At 54.0% G+C, this 13,219-nt stretch carries 12 protein-coding genes and 1 riboswitch; of the genes, 9 read left to right on the top strand and 3 right to left on the bottom strand.

The window, feature by feature from the left end; all coding sequences use genetic code 11:
- Positions 1 to 7 precede the first annotated feature (7 nt).
- Positions 8 to 313 (top strand): hypothetical protein, encoded by a 306-nt coding sequence (locus ACX1DY_RS20630; protein WP_458966072.1) that lies wholly within the window; start codon positions 8 to 10, stop codon positions 311 to 313.
- Between the two features lie 64 nt (positions 314 to 377).
- On the opposite strand, the gene uvrB is transcribed toward ACX1DY_RS20630, so the two are convergent.
- A complete protein-coding gene (uvrB, locus tag ACX1DY_RS20625) occupies positions 378 to 2,369 on the bottom strand; it encodes an excinuclease ABC subunit UvrB (RefSeq protein WP_458966071.1) in 1,992 nt (663 codons plus the stop codon).
- A gap of 180 nt (positions 2,370 to 2,549) precedes the next feature.
- Between uvrB and ACX1DY_RS20620 the strand changes: the two genes are divergently transcribed.
- Both ACX1DY_RS20620 and ACX1DY_RS20615 read left to right on the top strand, forming a co-directional pair.
- Entirely contained in the window at positions 2,550 to 3,335 is a 786-nt protein-coding gene (locus tag ACX1DY_RS20620; protein ID WP_458966070.1) for a flagellar motor protein, read from the top strand.
- The gene (locus tag ACX1DY_RS20615; protein WP_458966069.1) at positions 3,332 to 4,213 is read left to right on the top strand and encodes a flagellar motor protein MotB; all 882 of its coding nucleotides are present in this window, start codon (positions 3,332 to 3,334) and stop codon (positions 4,211 to 4,213) included. Before ACX1DY_RS20620 ends, ACX1DY_RS20615 begins: the two co-directional genes overlap by 4 nt.
- Positions 4,214 to 4,554: 341 nt before the next feature.
- Here ACX1DY_RS20615 and gcvH read toward each other — a convergent pair whose 3' ends face one another.
- Entirely contained in the window at positions 4,555 to 4,947 is a 393-nt protein-coding gene (gcvH, locus tag ACX1DY_RS20610; protein ID WP_458966068.1) for a glycine cleavage system protein GcvH, read from the bottom strand.
- 183 nt (positions 4,948 to 5,130) lie between these two features.
- A riboswitch (glycine riboswitch) is annotated at positions 5,131 to 5,227 on the top strand.
- A 187-nt stretch (positions 5,228 to 5,414) separates the two neighbouring features.
- Between gcvH and gcvT the strand changes: the two genes are divergently transcribed.
- Genes gcvT through gcvPB form a run of 3 tightly spaced genes read left to right on the top strand, consistent with a single transcriptional unit; the run spans position 5,415 to position 9,345 of the window.
- The gene (gcvT, locus tag ACX1DY_RS20605; RefSeq protein ID WP_458966067.1) at positions 5,415 to 6,539 is read left to right on the top strand and encodes a glycine cleavage system aminomethyltransferase GcvT; all 1,125 of its coding nucleotides are present in this window, start codon (positions 5,415 to 5,417) and stop codon (positions 6,537 to 6,539) included.
- Positions 6,536 to 7,888 (top strand): aminomethyl-transferring glycine dehydrogenase subunit GcvPA, encoded by a 1,353-nt coding sequence (gene gcvPA, locus ACX1DY_RS20600; RefSeq protein ID WP_458966066.1) that lies wholly within the window; start codon positions 6,536 to 6,538, stop codon positions 7,886 to 7,888. Before gcvT ends, gcvPA begins: the two co-directional genes overlap by 4 nt.
- Complete coding sequence (gcvPB, locus tag ACX1DY_RS20595; RefSeq protein ID WP_458966065.1) at positions 7,885 to 9,345, top strand: aminomethyl-transferring glycine dehydrogenase subunit GcvPB; 1,461 nt, start codon at positions 7,885 to 7,887, stop codon at positions 9,343 to 9,345. Before gcvPA ends, gcvPB begins: the two co-directional genes overlap by 4 nt.
- A 66-nt stretch (positions 9,346 to 9,411) precedes the next feature.
- Here the strand turns inward: gcvPB and ACX1DY_RS20590 are convergent, their stop codons facing one another.
- Positions 9,412 to 10,215: a helix-turn-helix transcriptional regulator gene (locus tag ACX1DY_RS20590; protein ID WP_458966064.1), complete on the bottom strand. Its 804-nt coding sequence runs from the start codon at positions 10,213 to 10,215 to the stop codon at positions 9,412 to 9,414.
- Positions 10,216 to 10,560: 345 nt separating this feature from the next.
- Between ACX1DY_RS20590 and ACX1DY_RS20585 the strand changes: the two genes are divergently transcribed.
- Genes ACX1DY_RS20585 through ACX1DY_RS20575 form a run of 3 tightly spaced genes read left to right on the top strand, consistent with a single transcriptional unit; the run spans position 10,561 to position 13,218 of the window.
- The gene (locus ACX1DY_RS20585; protein ID WP_458966063.1) at positions 10,561 to 11,577 is read left to right on the top strand and encodes an ABC transporter ATP-binding protein; all 1,017 of its coding nucleotides are present in this window, start codon (positions 10,561 to 10,563) and stop codon (positions 11,575 to 11,577) included.
- A gap of 18 nt (positions 11,578 to 11,595) precedes the next feature.
- Positions 11,596 to 12,402, top strand: coding sequence for an ABC transporter permease (locus ACX1DY_RS20580; RefSeq protein ID WP_458966062.1), 807 nt, complete (start codon positions 11,596 to 11,598; stop codon positions 12,400 to 12,402).
- An 18-nt stretch (positions 12,403 to 12,420) separates the two neighbouring features.
- The gene (locus tag ACX1DY_RS20575) at positions 12,421 to 13,218 is read left to right on the top strand and encodes an ABC transporter permease (RefSeq protein WP_458966061.1); all 798 of its coding nucleotides are present in this window, start codon (positions 12,421 to 12,423) and stop codon (positions 13,216 to 13,218) included.
- The last annotated feature ends 1 nt before the right edge of the window (position 13,219 follow it).

The following is a 13,219-nucleotide window of genomic DNA, read 5'->3' as shown; positions in this document are numbered from 1 at the left end:
CCAAGGGTTGCACCCTCTGGACACCCGCAAGGTTGCTGCCGAAGGAGTGGGGGAGACGGACCTAGTAAATGTGGTGCAAGGAGCGCTTGTCCCTGAAGGGACCGCTGTAATGCGGCGTTCTGGCGGAAAACCGCTGTCCCTTCGGGATGCGCCAAGTGCTGCACTGCGGGCTGTTCCTTCGGAATACGCCAAATGCGCACTGCAGGCTGTTCCTTCGGAATGCGCTAACTGCCGCACTGCGGGCTGTCCCTTCGGGATACGCCAACTGCGCACTACGGGCTGTTCCTTCGGAATGCGCAAGATGCTTATTTAAAAAGAACGGCTGAGCAAAGCCGCTCTGTATATTCTTCAAAAAAACAGGGACTCGCAAAAGAAGGTTACTCGGCTCGCAGTTCCAGGAGGGCGTCGCGCAGCTCGGCGGCGCGCTCGAATTGCAGGTTCTTGGCGGCGTCCTTCATCTCGGCCTCCAGTCGCTGCATCAGGCTGTTGCGGTCCTTCTTGCTCATCTTGCTGCCCGCACCGGTAAGATAATCGGCCTTGGACTCGGCTACCTTCGTGGCCTCGATGATATCGCGCACCTTCTTGTTGATTGTTGTTGGCGTAATGCCATGCTGCTCATTGTAAGCAATCTGGATTTCCCGGCGGCGCTGGGTTTCGCTCATCGCCTTCTCCATGGATTCCGTGATATGATCGCCATACATAATAACGCGGCCGCCGGAGTTACGGGCGGCGCGGCCGATGGTCTGAATCAGCGAACGCTCTGAGCGGAGGAAACCTTCCTTGTCGGCATCGAGAATCGCAACCAGCGATACCTCAGGCAAATCCAGACCTTCTCTTAACAGGTTGATCCCGACGAGAACATGAAATGTCCCCAGCCGGAGGTCACGCAGGATCGCCATCCGCTCCAGTGTTTTGATGTCGGAGTGCATGTAACGCACTTTAATACCGATTTCCTTGAAGTAATCGGTCAGGTCTTCGGACATTTTCTTCGTTAGGGTTGTAACCAGCACACGCTCGTCGCGCTCCACCCGTTCACGGATTTCGCTGATCAGATCATCAATCTGGCCTTCGGTCGGACGCACCTCGATGATCGGGTCCAAAAGACCGGTAGGACGAATTATCTGCTGCACCATCGTATCACAGTGTTCCATTTCGTAAGGCCCGGGTGTTGCGGACACATATACGATCTGTTTCACCTTGTCTTCGAATTCTTCGAACTGTAGCGGCCGGTTATCCAGCGCAGACGGCAGGCGGAAGCCATGCTCCACAAGCACCGTCTTGCGCGCCCGGTCACCGTTGTACATCGCCCGGATCTGCGGCAGAGTCACATGGGATTCGTCAATTACAATCAGCATGTCATCCGGGAAATAATCCATCAGTGTATAGGGGGTTGCTCCAGGCTCACGGAAGGTGAGCGGTCCTGAATAGTTCTCAATCCCGGAGCAGAAGCCGACTTCCTTCATCATCTCAATATCGTAGCGGGTCCGCTGCTCCAGCCGCTGGGCTTCCAGCAGCTTGCCTGCGTCCCGGAGTACAGTCAACCGTTCTTCTAGTTCGCGCTCAATGTTCACCAGGGCCACTCGCATCGTTTCTTCCTGGGTCACAAAGTGCGATGCCGGAAAAATCGCCACATGATCGCGTTCCCCGATCAGCTCGCCGGTCAGCACATCAATTTCGGTAATCCGCTCGACCTCATCGCCGAACAGCTCCACACGAATCGCATGCTCGCCTTGTGAAGCCGGGAAGATTTCTATCACATCACCGCGCACCCGAAATGTGCCGCGCACAAAGTTAATGTCATTGCGCTGATACTGGATATCCACAAGCCGGCTCAAAATCTGGTTCCGCGGCTTCTCCATTCCCACGCGCAGCGACAGCAGCAGACTTCCATATTCCTGCGGCGAGCCGAGGCCGTAAATGCAGGACACACTGGCTACAATGATCACGTCGCGCCGTTCGAATAAGGAGCTGGTTGCAGAGTGGCGAAGCTTATCAATCTCTTCATTAATGCTGGAGTCTTTCTCGATGTAGGTATCGGAGGAGGGAATGTACGCCTCTGGCTGGTAATAATCGTAGTAACTGACGAAGTAGTCTACCGAATTGCTTGGAAAAAACTCTTTGAATTCACTTGCAAGCTGTGCAGCCAGCGTCTTGTTGTGCGCAATAACCAGCGTGGGCCGGTTCAGCTTGGAAATCATTTGCGCGATGGTAAAGGTCTTGCCCGTACCCGTTGCTCCCAGCAGCGTCTGGTGCTTCTTGCCCTGCCGGATGCCGTTCACTAACTCTTCTATGGCATGAGGCTGATCGCCCTGGGGTGAATACTCGGACTCCAGTTCAAAAGTCTTCGTGCTGACGACAATATCACTCATTTGCCCGTCTCCCCTCTATCGTCTAAAATATATGAATACATATAATTGTGGCCCTGTTTATTCTCTCTCCATACCTTGCTCAAAAAAATGGAAGATAAGAATACTTGTTCCCGTTTATTATACAGTGTTGCCTAGATTGTTGCAAACCATAATATATAGAAACTTAAGGAGCCTGAACTCATGGATATCACTTCAATTATCGGCCTGCTGGCCGGACTCGCGGCAATGATCGGAGGCTTCTTTTGGGAAGGCGGTAGCCTCACCGGACTGCTGCAGCTGAATGCCGCGCTGATTGTGTTCGGAGGCACGTTCGCCGCTGTGCTCATCAGCTTTCCAGCCTCCAAGCTGCGCCGGGTACCGGCTGCGCTGCGCGTGGCTTTTGGCAAAAAATCCGACAACCCAGAAGAAAAAGCCGAGGAGCTCATTTCCATGGCGGCCATTATGCGGCGCGGCGGATTGCTGGCGCTGGAAAAAAGAGCGGAGGAGCATCCCGATCCCTATACCCGCGAGGGGCTGATGCTGATTGTCGATGGAACAGACCCTGTGCAGGTGCGGCAGATTTTGGAGCTGGAAATGGATGCCAAGGAGTTGAAGTACGAAGGCTATGCCAAAATTTTTGAAGCGGCAGGCGGCTATGCTCCTACTATGGGTATCATCGGCACAGTGATGGGACTGATCCGCGTGCTCAGCAGTCTTACCGATCCCTCCAACCTGGGAGCTTCCATTGCAGTTGCTTTTACAGCGACATTGTACGGTGTGGCCAGCGCCAATCTAATATTTTTACCCATTGCCTCCAAAATCAAATCCCGCTGCCAAAGCGAGCTGGCAACTATGGAAATGCTGCTGGTCGGCATTCTTGCCCTGCAGAACGGGGATCATCCGCAGCTTGTGCGCAGGAAGCTCAACCCCTTTATTGATGATTCTGCCAGAGGGTACGGCACTGAAAGTGCAAGAGGCCCATTATGAGGCAGAGAAACCGGAGGAGCCGACGTACGGGCGGATCGGAGAGCCGCGACCGCTGGATGATCACCTATGCGGACCTCATTACGCTATTGCTGATCTTTTTTGTGGTATTGTATGCCATGAGCAGTCTGGATGCCCAAAAATTCAGTATTGTTACCAGTTCGTTATCGGATACCTTCAAGAGCGGAAACCCTGTACTGGATGGCGGCGATGGCGTTCTGGATGGAGAACAAGGGACGAAACCCGGAGGTTCGGGGAATGGGCAGAAAAATGCAAACAGCGGCAATACCAATAATGGGCCTGCTCAAGGGCAGGAAAATCCCGCTGCCAGCCCTTCAGCCAGCACACCCCCTTCAGCAACGGGAGATGATCGAGCGCCGTCAGAGCGTGAGCTGGCCTTCCGCGAGCAGGAAGCGAAGCTGGCCGACCTTATGGGCGTCATCACCCAATATGTCAAAGACAATAACCTGGGCGACCAGATTTTTGTTGCGGATAAGCCGCAGGGCATCTTGATTACGCTCAGCAACCGTTTTCTGTTCGATGTCGGCAGAGCCGAGCTGAAGTCGCCCGCGCTTCCCGCGCTGCGGCAATTGTCCGGTCTCTTCCGCAACATTGGCGCCACCATCAGCATCGAAGGCCATACGGACAATACACCGGTATCGGCAGGCTCGCGGTATAATGATAACTGGGAGCTGTCCGGCGCCCGCGCCCTCTCCGTGCTGCGCTTCTTTCTCGACAGCGAGGGGCTGAATCCGGGCACTTTCCAATATGCCGGCTATGCGGATACTCGCCCTGCCGCCAGCAATGCTACCGCAGAGGGACGGCAGAAGAACCGCCGTGTTGAGATTACGGTGCTGCGGCAGCTTCAAGAGGGAGAATAGATTCGCCGAGGGATTGTACAGCCTCCTGCACCAGTGCCGATCTGCTATGGAAAGGCGTGAATTTTGTGCCGGCAGGAGGCGCGATTGCCTGTCTTAGCTCGGGTATTGGTCGATGCCCTGGATATAATCCCTATGGTGATATTCGCTATGATTGTCCTCACTTTTTTGCCGTTTTTTCGGCATATGCACCCACAGTTTTATTCCGAAATATTGGAGTTTCCTTCCTGAATACATAAGTAAAAAACGCACAAAAAGACAGACCTCACACATTAGTAACATCCGATGTGATATGAGGGATCTGTCTTTTTTATAAGCCGAAAACGGTACAGTTTACCGGGTCTTTATTCTCCAACCAGCTCACGGTAAGCCGCCGCATTCAGCAGACCGGATGCCGCATCTGCGAACTCGCCGGTGATTTCCAGCTCAAAAATCCATCCGCCGCCGTAAGGCTGGTCATTGATCAGCTCCGGGCTTCCTTCCAGCGCATCATTGATCTTGGTCACAGTCCCCGACACCGGGGAATATAGCTCGGACACCGTCTTGACAGATTCAATGCTGCCTACGCTGTCGCCTGCCGAAATTGCTGCGCCAACCTCAGGAAACTCCACAAATACGATATCGCCGAGCAGATGCTGGGCATGATCCGTAATCCCAACACGTACTACACGCCCTTCACCCTGCTGCGCCCATTCATGCTCTTCGCTGTACAGCAGGTTGTCTAGCACTTCACTCATTCCTAGCCGCCTCTTTTCCAAATTTGGAGTTGTAAATTTAGTTATAGACTAAGTTATCGCGCTGCTCAATGTCAATATAACTGACAGGAAAATAAATTTTGTCATCTTTTTGACGTTTTTTTGTTGACAGCAGAGTTGTATACCCGGTTTAATGGAGTCAGTAGAACACAATACGGTTTGCGAATGATGGCATAGGGAGAGACTGTCTCACAGGAGGACAGCGCCGAAGGAGTAAGCCCGGGAGGGTGAATCTCTCAGGCAAAAGGACCTTTGCCGGACGCATCTCTGGAGAGCTATCCGGACCTGCCAGGCAGTGTCACGGATCACCAACGGGGAAACCTGCGCACAAGTGCAGCAGGGTAACTCTCAGGTACAAAGGACAGAGCAGAAGGCTATTTATGCGGGTGCGCATATTTTGTCTTTCGTCTGTCCTTTTTTTGCGTGTAATCAGACAAAGGAGTGAGCACATGGATGCTTTGAAAAGAACACCTTTTTACGACCTCTACTCTGCCTACGAAGAATCCAGATGCATTGATTTCGGCGGCTGGGAGCTGCCGGTGCAGTTTACGGGAATCGTGAAGGAGCATGAGGCGGTCCGCCGGCAGGCCGGACTGTTCGATGTGTCGCATATGGGTGAATTCATGGTCAGCGGCAGCGGCTCGGAAGCTTTCCTGCAGCAAATGACCACGAACGATGTCAGCCGTCTTGCGGATGGCGCTGCGCAGTACACGCTGATGCTCTACCCGAGCGGCGGGGTTGTCGATGATTTGCTGGTATACCGTCTTGGGGAGGAACGTTACATGCTCGTCGTGAATGCCTCCAATATCGACAAGGATTTCCAGTGGCTGCAGGAGCATCTCACCGCTGAATTCTGCGGAGTCACCCTGAGCAATGTCTCGGATGAGACGCTGCTGCTCGCACTCCAGGGACCGCTCGCCGAAACGATCCTTGCTGAAGTAACCTCAGCTCCCCTGGCTGAGCTTAAGCCCTTTCACTTCATCGAGCGTGCCGAAGTGTGCGGCGTGGAGGTTCTGCTCTCCCGTACCGGCTATACCGGCGAGGATGGCTTCGAGCTGTACGCCCCGGTGGAAACGGCCGCGGTCCTATGGAACGGCCTGCTGGCGGCAGGTGCTCAGTACGGCCTGACTCCCGCAGGGCTTGGCGCACGTGATACACTTCGTTTCGAAGCGAAGCTGCCGCTGTACGGCCAGGAGCTGTCGGCGGACATTACGCCGCTGGAAGCAGGTGTCCAGTTCTTCGTGAAGCTGGACAAAGCCGATTTTATAGGCAAGGACGCGCTGCTGAAGCAGAAGGAAGCCGGGCTGCCCCGCCGCCTAATCGGCCTGGAAATGCTTGACCGTGGTATCCCGCGCTCACATTATCCGGTCTACGCGGACGGAGTGAAGATCGGTGAAGTCACCACAGGCACACAGTCGCCAACGCTGAAACGTAATCTGGGCCTGGCCCTGCTGGATGCCGCCTACACAGAGATTGGAACGGAAGTGTACGTGGAGATTCGCGGCAAGCAGCTTAAAGCGACCGTGGTCAAAGCGCCATTTTATAAAAAGAGCCAAGGAGTGAAGCCGCAATGAAGCACCGTTATCTGCCGATGACCGAACAGGACCGCAAGGAGATGATGGAGACTGTCGGGATTCAGTCCGTGGAGGAGCTGTTCGCCGATATCCCGAAGAGCGTCCGCTATGAAGGCACGCTGCCGATGTCAGAGGCGCTTGATGAATATGCGCTGCTGCGCCATATGAAAGAGCTGTCCGATAAGAATGCCAGCTCCGACACCCACACCAGCTTCCTTGGCGCAGGGCTGTATGACCACCATATCCCCGTTGTTATTAATCATGTTATTTCCCGCTCTGAATTTTATACCGCCTATACGCCTTACCAGCCGGAGATCAGCCAGGGCGAGCTGCAGGCGATCTTCGAGTTCCAGTCCTATATCTGCGAATTAACCGGCATGAAGGTGGCAAATGCCAGCATGTACGATGGCGCCACCGCCTTCTCGGAAGCCGCAGTTCTGGCTGCCGGTGCGACCAAACGCAAAAAACTCGTCGTCTCCCGCACCGTTCACCCGGAAGCACGGCAGGTACTGCGCACCTCTGCGGGGGCCTGGGGCCTTGATGTCGTAGAAGTTGACTACAAAGACGGTGTAACGGATCAGGCCAAGCTCGCCACAGCGATTGATGGCGATACTGCCGCCGTCCTGGTGCAGTCGCCGAACTTTTTCGGCGCGATCGAGGATCTCGGGGCGATTGAACCGCTGATCCATGCCGTCAAAGGCCTGTTCGTGGTCAGCGCCAATCCGCTGGCACTTGGCATTCTCGAAACACCGGGCAAGCTCGGCGCCGACATCGTAGTCGGTGATGCACAGCCGCTGGGCATTCCAGCTTCGCTTGGCGGTCCAACCTGCGGCTTCTTCGCCGTAGCCGAGCACCTGATGCGCCGCATGCCGGGCCGGATCGTCGGCCAGACTGTAGACCGCAGCGGCAAACGTGGCTTCGTGCTGACCTTGCAGGCCCGGGAACAGCATATCCGCCGTGAGAAGGCCACTTCGAACATTTGCTCCAACCAGGCGCTGCTTGCGCTGTGCGCTTCCGTCTATCTGTCCGTCATGGGCAAGGAAGGCATGCGCGAGGTTGGCGAACTGAATGTACGCAAGAGCCATTATGCCGCAGACAAGCTCGGGGAATTAACCGGTGCAGCCCCTGCCTTCACCGCACCGTTCTTCAATGAATTTGTCCTGAGGCTTCCCGAAGGCAGCAACGTCAGCGAGATTAACTCCAGACTGCTGAAGGAAGGCTACCTTGGAGGCTATGATCTGGGCCGGGATTATCCCGAGCTGTCCGGACATATGCTGGTTGCCGTAACGGAGAAAAGAAGCAAAACGGAAATCGACCAATTCGCTAGCGTACTGGAGGGCTGTATATGAAACCGGAACAAAGTCTGATCTTTGAGCTTAGCCGCTCTGGCCGCTCAGCCTATTCCCTGCCGCAGTGCGATGTTCCACAGGAAGAGGGCATGGATGCGCTGATTCCCGCCGGCCTGCTGCGCAGCGAGCCGGTAGTCTTGCCGGAGGTATCGGAAGTGGATGTGATCCGCCACTATACCGCGCTGTCCCGCCGCAACTTCGGCGTAGACAATGGCTTTTATCCGCTCGGCTCCTGTACGATGAAATACAATCCGAAGATTAACGAGGATGTTGCCCGCTTCCCCGGCCTGGCGAAGATTCACCCGTACCAGCCGGAAGAGAGCATTCAGGGAGCACTCGAACTGATGCATACGCTGCAAAAGGACCTGGCCGCCCTGACCGGCATGGATGCCGTATCCCTGCAGCCTGCTGCCGGCGCCCACGGCGAATGGACCGGTCTGATGATGATCCGCGCCTATCACGAGAGCCGCGGCGAAGCCCGCTCCAAGGTAATCGTGCCCGATTCCTCGCACGGCACGAACCCGGCCAGCGCCTCCGCAGCCGGACTGGAGACGGTAACCATCCCCTCGAACGATAAAGGGATGGTGGATCTTGAAGCCCTGAAAGCGGCTGTCGGAAGCGACACCGCCGCGCTCATGCTGACGAACCCGAGCACGCTCGGCTTATTCGAGACACAAATCGCCCTGATCGCCGAGATCGTACATGAGGCAGGCGGCCTGCTCTATTATGACGGAGCGAACTCCAACGCGATTATGGGCATTACCCGCCCTGGCGACATGGGCTTTGACGTGGTGCATTTGAATCTGCACAAAACGATGAGCACCCCGCATGGCGGCGGCGGTCCGGGAGCCGGACCGGTAGGCGTAAAGGCGAAGCTGATTCCGTTCCTGCCGCAGCCGACGGTGGTGCAGAACGAAGACAGCAGCTTCTCGCTAAGCTATGGCGGACCGGAATCCATCGGCCGGGTCAAAGCCTTTTACGGCAACTTCGGTATCCTCGTCCGTGCCTATGCGTATATCCGCACCTATGGACCGGAAGGTCTGCGTGAGGTGTCTGAGGACGCTGTGCTGAACGCCAACTATATGATGCACCGGCTGGCGCCGTATTTTGAAATCCCGTATCCGGGTGTCTGCAAGCATGAATTCGTCATGTCCGGCAAAAACCTTAAGCAGTACGGTGTGCGCACGCTGGACGTTGCCAAACGGCTGCTCGACTTCGGCTACCATCCGCCGACCGTCTACTTCCCGCTCACGGTAGAGGAGTGTATGATGATCGAGCCGACCGAAACCGAAAGCAAGGAAACGCTTGACGGCTTCATCGAAACAATGATTCAAATTGTGAAGGAAGCTAAGGAAACGCCGGAGATCGTCATCAATGCGCCGCATACCACGGAGATCAGCCGTCTCGATGAGACCCAGGCTGCCCGCAAGCCGGTGCTGAACTGCTCCTGCGGTTAAGCTTACTGTTCGAAGCGGCTAACCCGTAAGTCACTCTGACTTCGCGGATTAGCCGTTTTTTAATGCTTACATCAGCTTCTTGGCAAATTGTGAGCGGTCATTGACGTTCATTTTAATATAAATACTCTTAACCACATTGCGTACCGAGCCCTCACTGATGCCGAGCGCACTCGAGATATGCAGCGCGCTTTTGCCCGACAACCACAGCGAAGCCACTTCCTTCTCCCGCGCCGTCAGCTTGTATTCATCAAGCACCGCATCCCGTCTGAACTTCTGCAGACCTTCGTTTTTGACCATTCGTTTGTACGCCACATTCTCGGCCAACTGCTGCACGAACGGAATCGCAAAATCAATGTGCTGATCTACATGGAAAGAAATATCCACATAACCCTGTGTGCCTCCGTCCAGAACGAGGGGTGCGCATACACAGTTCCAGCTCCGGAAAGCGGCGTCGCTATGCTCCTCTCCACGCACTACTCCTATACGGTTCATCTCCATAGCCAGCGAGACCGCATTTAGCCCCGAATACCGTTTGGACAGATTGATTCCCCTGCTCAGCCCGGCCAGATCCATCGTCTCCTGAAGCTTCCGTGAGGAACAGATCAGATCCAGAATCCACCCTTCTTCATCCGCCAGAAACACAACATAAGGAATCGGAATAAACCTACTGATCGCCACTATTTCTTCACGCGTGGACATAACCATAGCTTCACTATAGACCGTTTTGTTCTCTTGTACACAGGAGGTCTTTGAAGACCACAGCGGCTTGCGTGTATCCGAAGAAATCATTTGGAGAAAAGATGCAGCTTGAGCTGCTGGAAGATCACCCGGCGAACACCACATTTTTGTCCTGGAATTGAAGGTTGTCAACACATTCGCCTCCTGAATTCGTTTCGTTAGTTTATTCAAAAAATATTGTGAATTAATTCACTAATATCAATTCTAAAAACATAAGTAATAAATCTATCTTAGGATATTTATGGATTAATTTACAGGGTTTTTTTTTACGAATGCTAGTTGAAAAATATTAGATTGTATAATGGGCGGCTATCCCCTGTTCCGAAATTCAGCCTGCGCTAACTGATTTCGTCAAAATCCCTCATAGTTCAATAAAACTCTATATTCAGTTCGACCTAAAGCGATAGTTTTCGACACTAGCCTAGTGCTATATTTGTTTATACGTCTTTGAATACCAGCCATAAAGGAGGTCTATTCTTGAGTATTATTGAAGCCCGCGGGCTGTCAAAGTCTTTCATGCAGGCGGTGAAGGAGCCGGGTCTGGCGGGAGCAGTCAAGCATCTGTTCGTCCCGAAAGCTATTGAGAAGGTTGCAGTGAAGCCTCTGAATCTGAGTGTGGAAGCCGGCGAGACGGTGGCCTATGTGGGTCCGAACGGTGCAGGCAAATCCACCACGATCAAAATGCTGACTGGCATCCTCATGCCGTCTGCGGGCAGTATTTCTGTAAACGGTATCAATCCTTATAAGAAAAGAATGGAAAACGCCGCCCAGATTGGAGCGGTGTTCGGGCAGCGCACGCAGCTCTGGTGGGATATTCCGATTGTCGAATCCTTTTCGTTGCTGAAGGATATTTATCAGATCCCGGAGCCTGTCTACAAGGCTAATCTGGAGCAATTCACCGAGCTGCTCGGCATGAATGAATTCATTCACCTGTCCGCGCGCAAGCTCTCTCTGGGTCAACGCATGCGTGCGGACCTGGCTGCTGCCCTATTACATAATCCGCCGATCCTCTATCTGGATGAGCCTACGATTGGACTCGACGTCTCCGTGAAGCAAAAAATCCGCGAATTCATCAAAAAGATCAACCAGGAGCAGATGACCACCGTTATGCTTACCACCCATGATCTCGGCGACATTGAGGACCTGTGCAAGCGCCTGATTATTATCGACCACGGCTCGATCATCTACGACGGGAGTCTCAGCGAGGTTAAATCCCGTTTTGCCAGAGACCGGGTGATCTTCTTCCAGGCCGGAGCGCCGATGCCGGAGCTGATCTCGGAGCTGTCGCAGACTCCCGGGATGAAGTTGGAGCTGCAGAATGACCAGGAATTCTCCATCTCCTTCGACCGGTATGAATATACGGCCAGCGAGGTCGTCAGCCAGGTGATGAAGCACGGGGAAGTCATAGACTTCCGCATGGAGGACGCCAATATCGAACAGGTTATCAAAGCCGTATATGACGGAAACCTGGACCTGAACCAAGACGGGAAATGAGGAGGTGCAAAGGCAGCCATGCCTGCAATGAAGCTTAAGAAATACCGCAGTATTGCCAACCGTTCTTTGCAAAATGTTCTCTCCTACCGGATTTCATATGCTGTCACTTTTCTGTCTAATACGATCAATTTGCTGGCGATCTACTTTTTGTGGGCGGGAATTTACAATGGCCGGGATGTGGTCGGCGGATATACCTGGGATGAGATGAAAACCTATCTGCTTGTTACCTTCCTGGCTAACTCTGTGCTCTCCTGGTATTCCGAAACGGCGATATCCGGTAAAATCCTCGACGGCAGCGTCGCTGTGGATTTGCTGAAGCCTATTGATTTTCAAACCGCCCGTTTCTCTGAAACGCTGGGGACAAGCCTGTTGGAGGGAGGAATGAGCCTGATTCTGCTCGTAAGCTTCTCATTCTTCGTTTCCGGTGTAACCCTTCCCCATTCACTGCTGGTCTACGTGCTGTTCGCCCTCAGTCTGCTCGGGGCCATCGTGGTGAAATTCGGCATTGTGTATCTGGCAGCTCTGCTGTGCTTCTGGTCTACCGGCTCGATGGGCATTGTCTGGACCCGGATTGCCGTGACCAACCTGCTGTCCGGGGCTTTGGTTCCTTTGGCCTTTTTCCCGGATTGGCTGGAGCGGGTCGCTTTGCTGCTGCCGTTTCAGAGCATTATCCACACACCGACAATGATTTTTCTGGAGCAGGCAGGGACGATGGAGAGCCTGAAGCTGATCGGCATTCAATATTTCTGGGGAGCGGCGCTCTGGCTGGCCGGTAAAGGCATGTGGAAGTGGGCGGTCCGTCAGGTGACGATTCATGGCGGCTAGGCGGAAGGAGACGATACAATGAACTTGTCACGGATGTTCTATTTATATAAAAGATTCTACGTCCAGCAGATGAAAGCCATTCTGGAATACAACAAGGACTTTTACATCTTAATGTGTTCTGCCGCTCTGACGCAGGTGCTGGGATTTGTGTTCCTCTGGGTGATCTATGACCGGATTCCCGATATTAACGGCTGGCAGTTCTGGGAGGTCACCTTCATGTATGCGATGATCTTCCTTACAGAAGGTATCGGCTCCCTCTTCTTCGAAGGAACCTGGCGGCTTGGAAGACTGGTCAATATGGGCGAGCTGGACCGTTATCTGCTGCGGCCGGTGCCGGTTGTGCTGCAGGTGTTCTGTACGGGAATCGGAATCAACGGTCTCGGCAATCTGCTAATCGGCGGAGTGATTGTGTGGCAATCGCTTGTGCACAGTCCTATTCACTGGACACTGGGCAAAATCGCCATTCTTCTGCTGCTGTTCGTTACTGCGGTCATAATCCGTGTGTCAATCAATCTGGCCGGGAACTCTGCGGCTTTCTGGATTCGCAATGCCGGGAACGCCTTCCCGCTGATGGTTCATAATTTGGCCGACCTGGCAAAATATCCGATCACACTGTTTCCGCAAGCGGTGCGGGTGCTGATCTCCACCGTTCTGCCGTATGCGTTCATCAGCTTCTATCCGGCAACCTATATTTTCGGCAAAAGCGAGTGGTCCGGCTGGTGGATGCTGGCCCCCTTAGCTGCGGTGCTCATTGCGGCTGCGGCCTACGGCATCTTCCGCTACGGGCTTTCGAAGTATGAAAGCACGGGGAATTAAA

It is taken from the genome of Paenibacillus sp. BAC0078, assembly GCF_054483875.1.
This window is presented reverse-complemented; position numbering and strand designations above follow the sequence as displayed.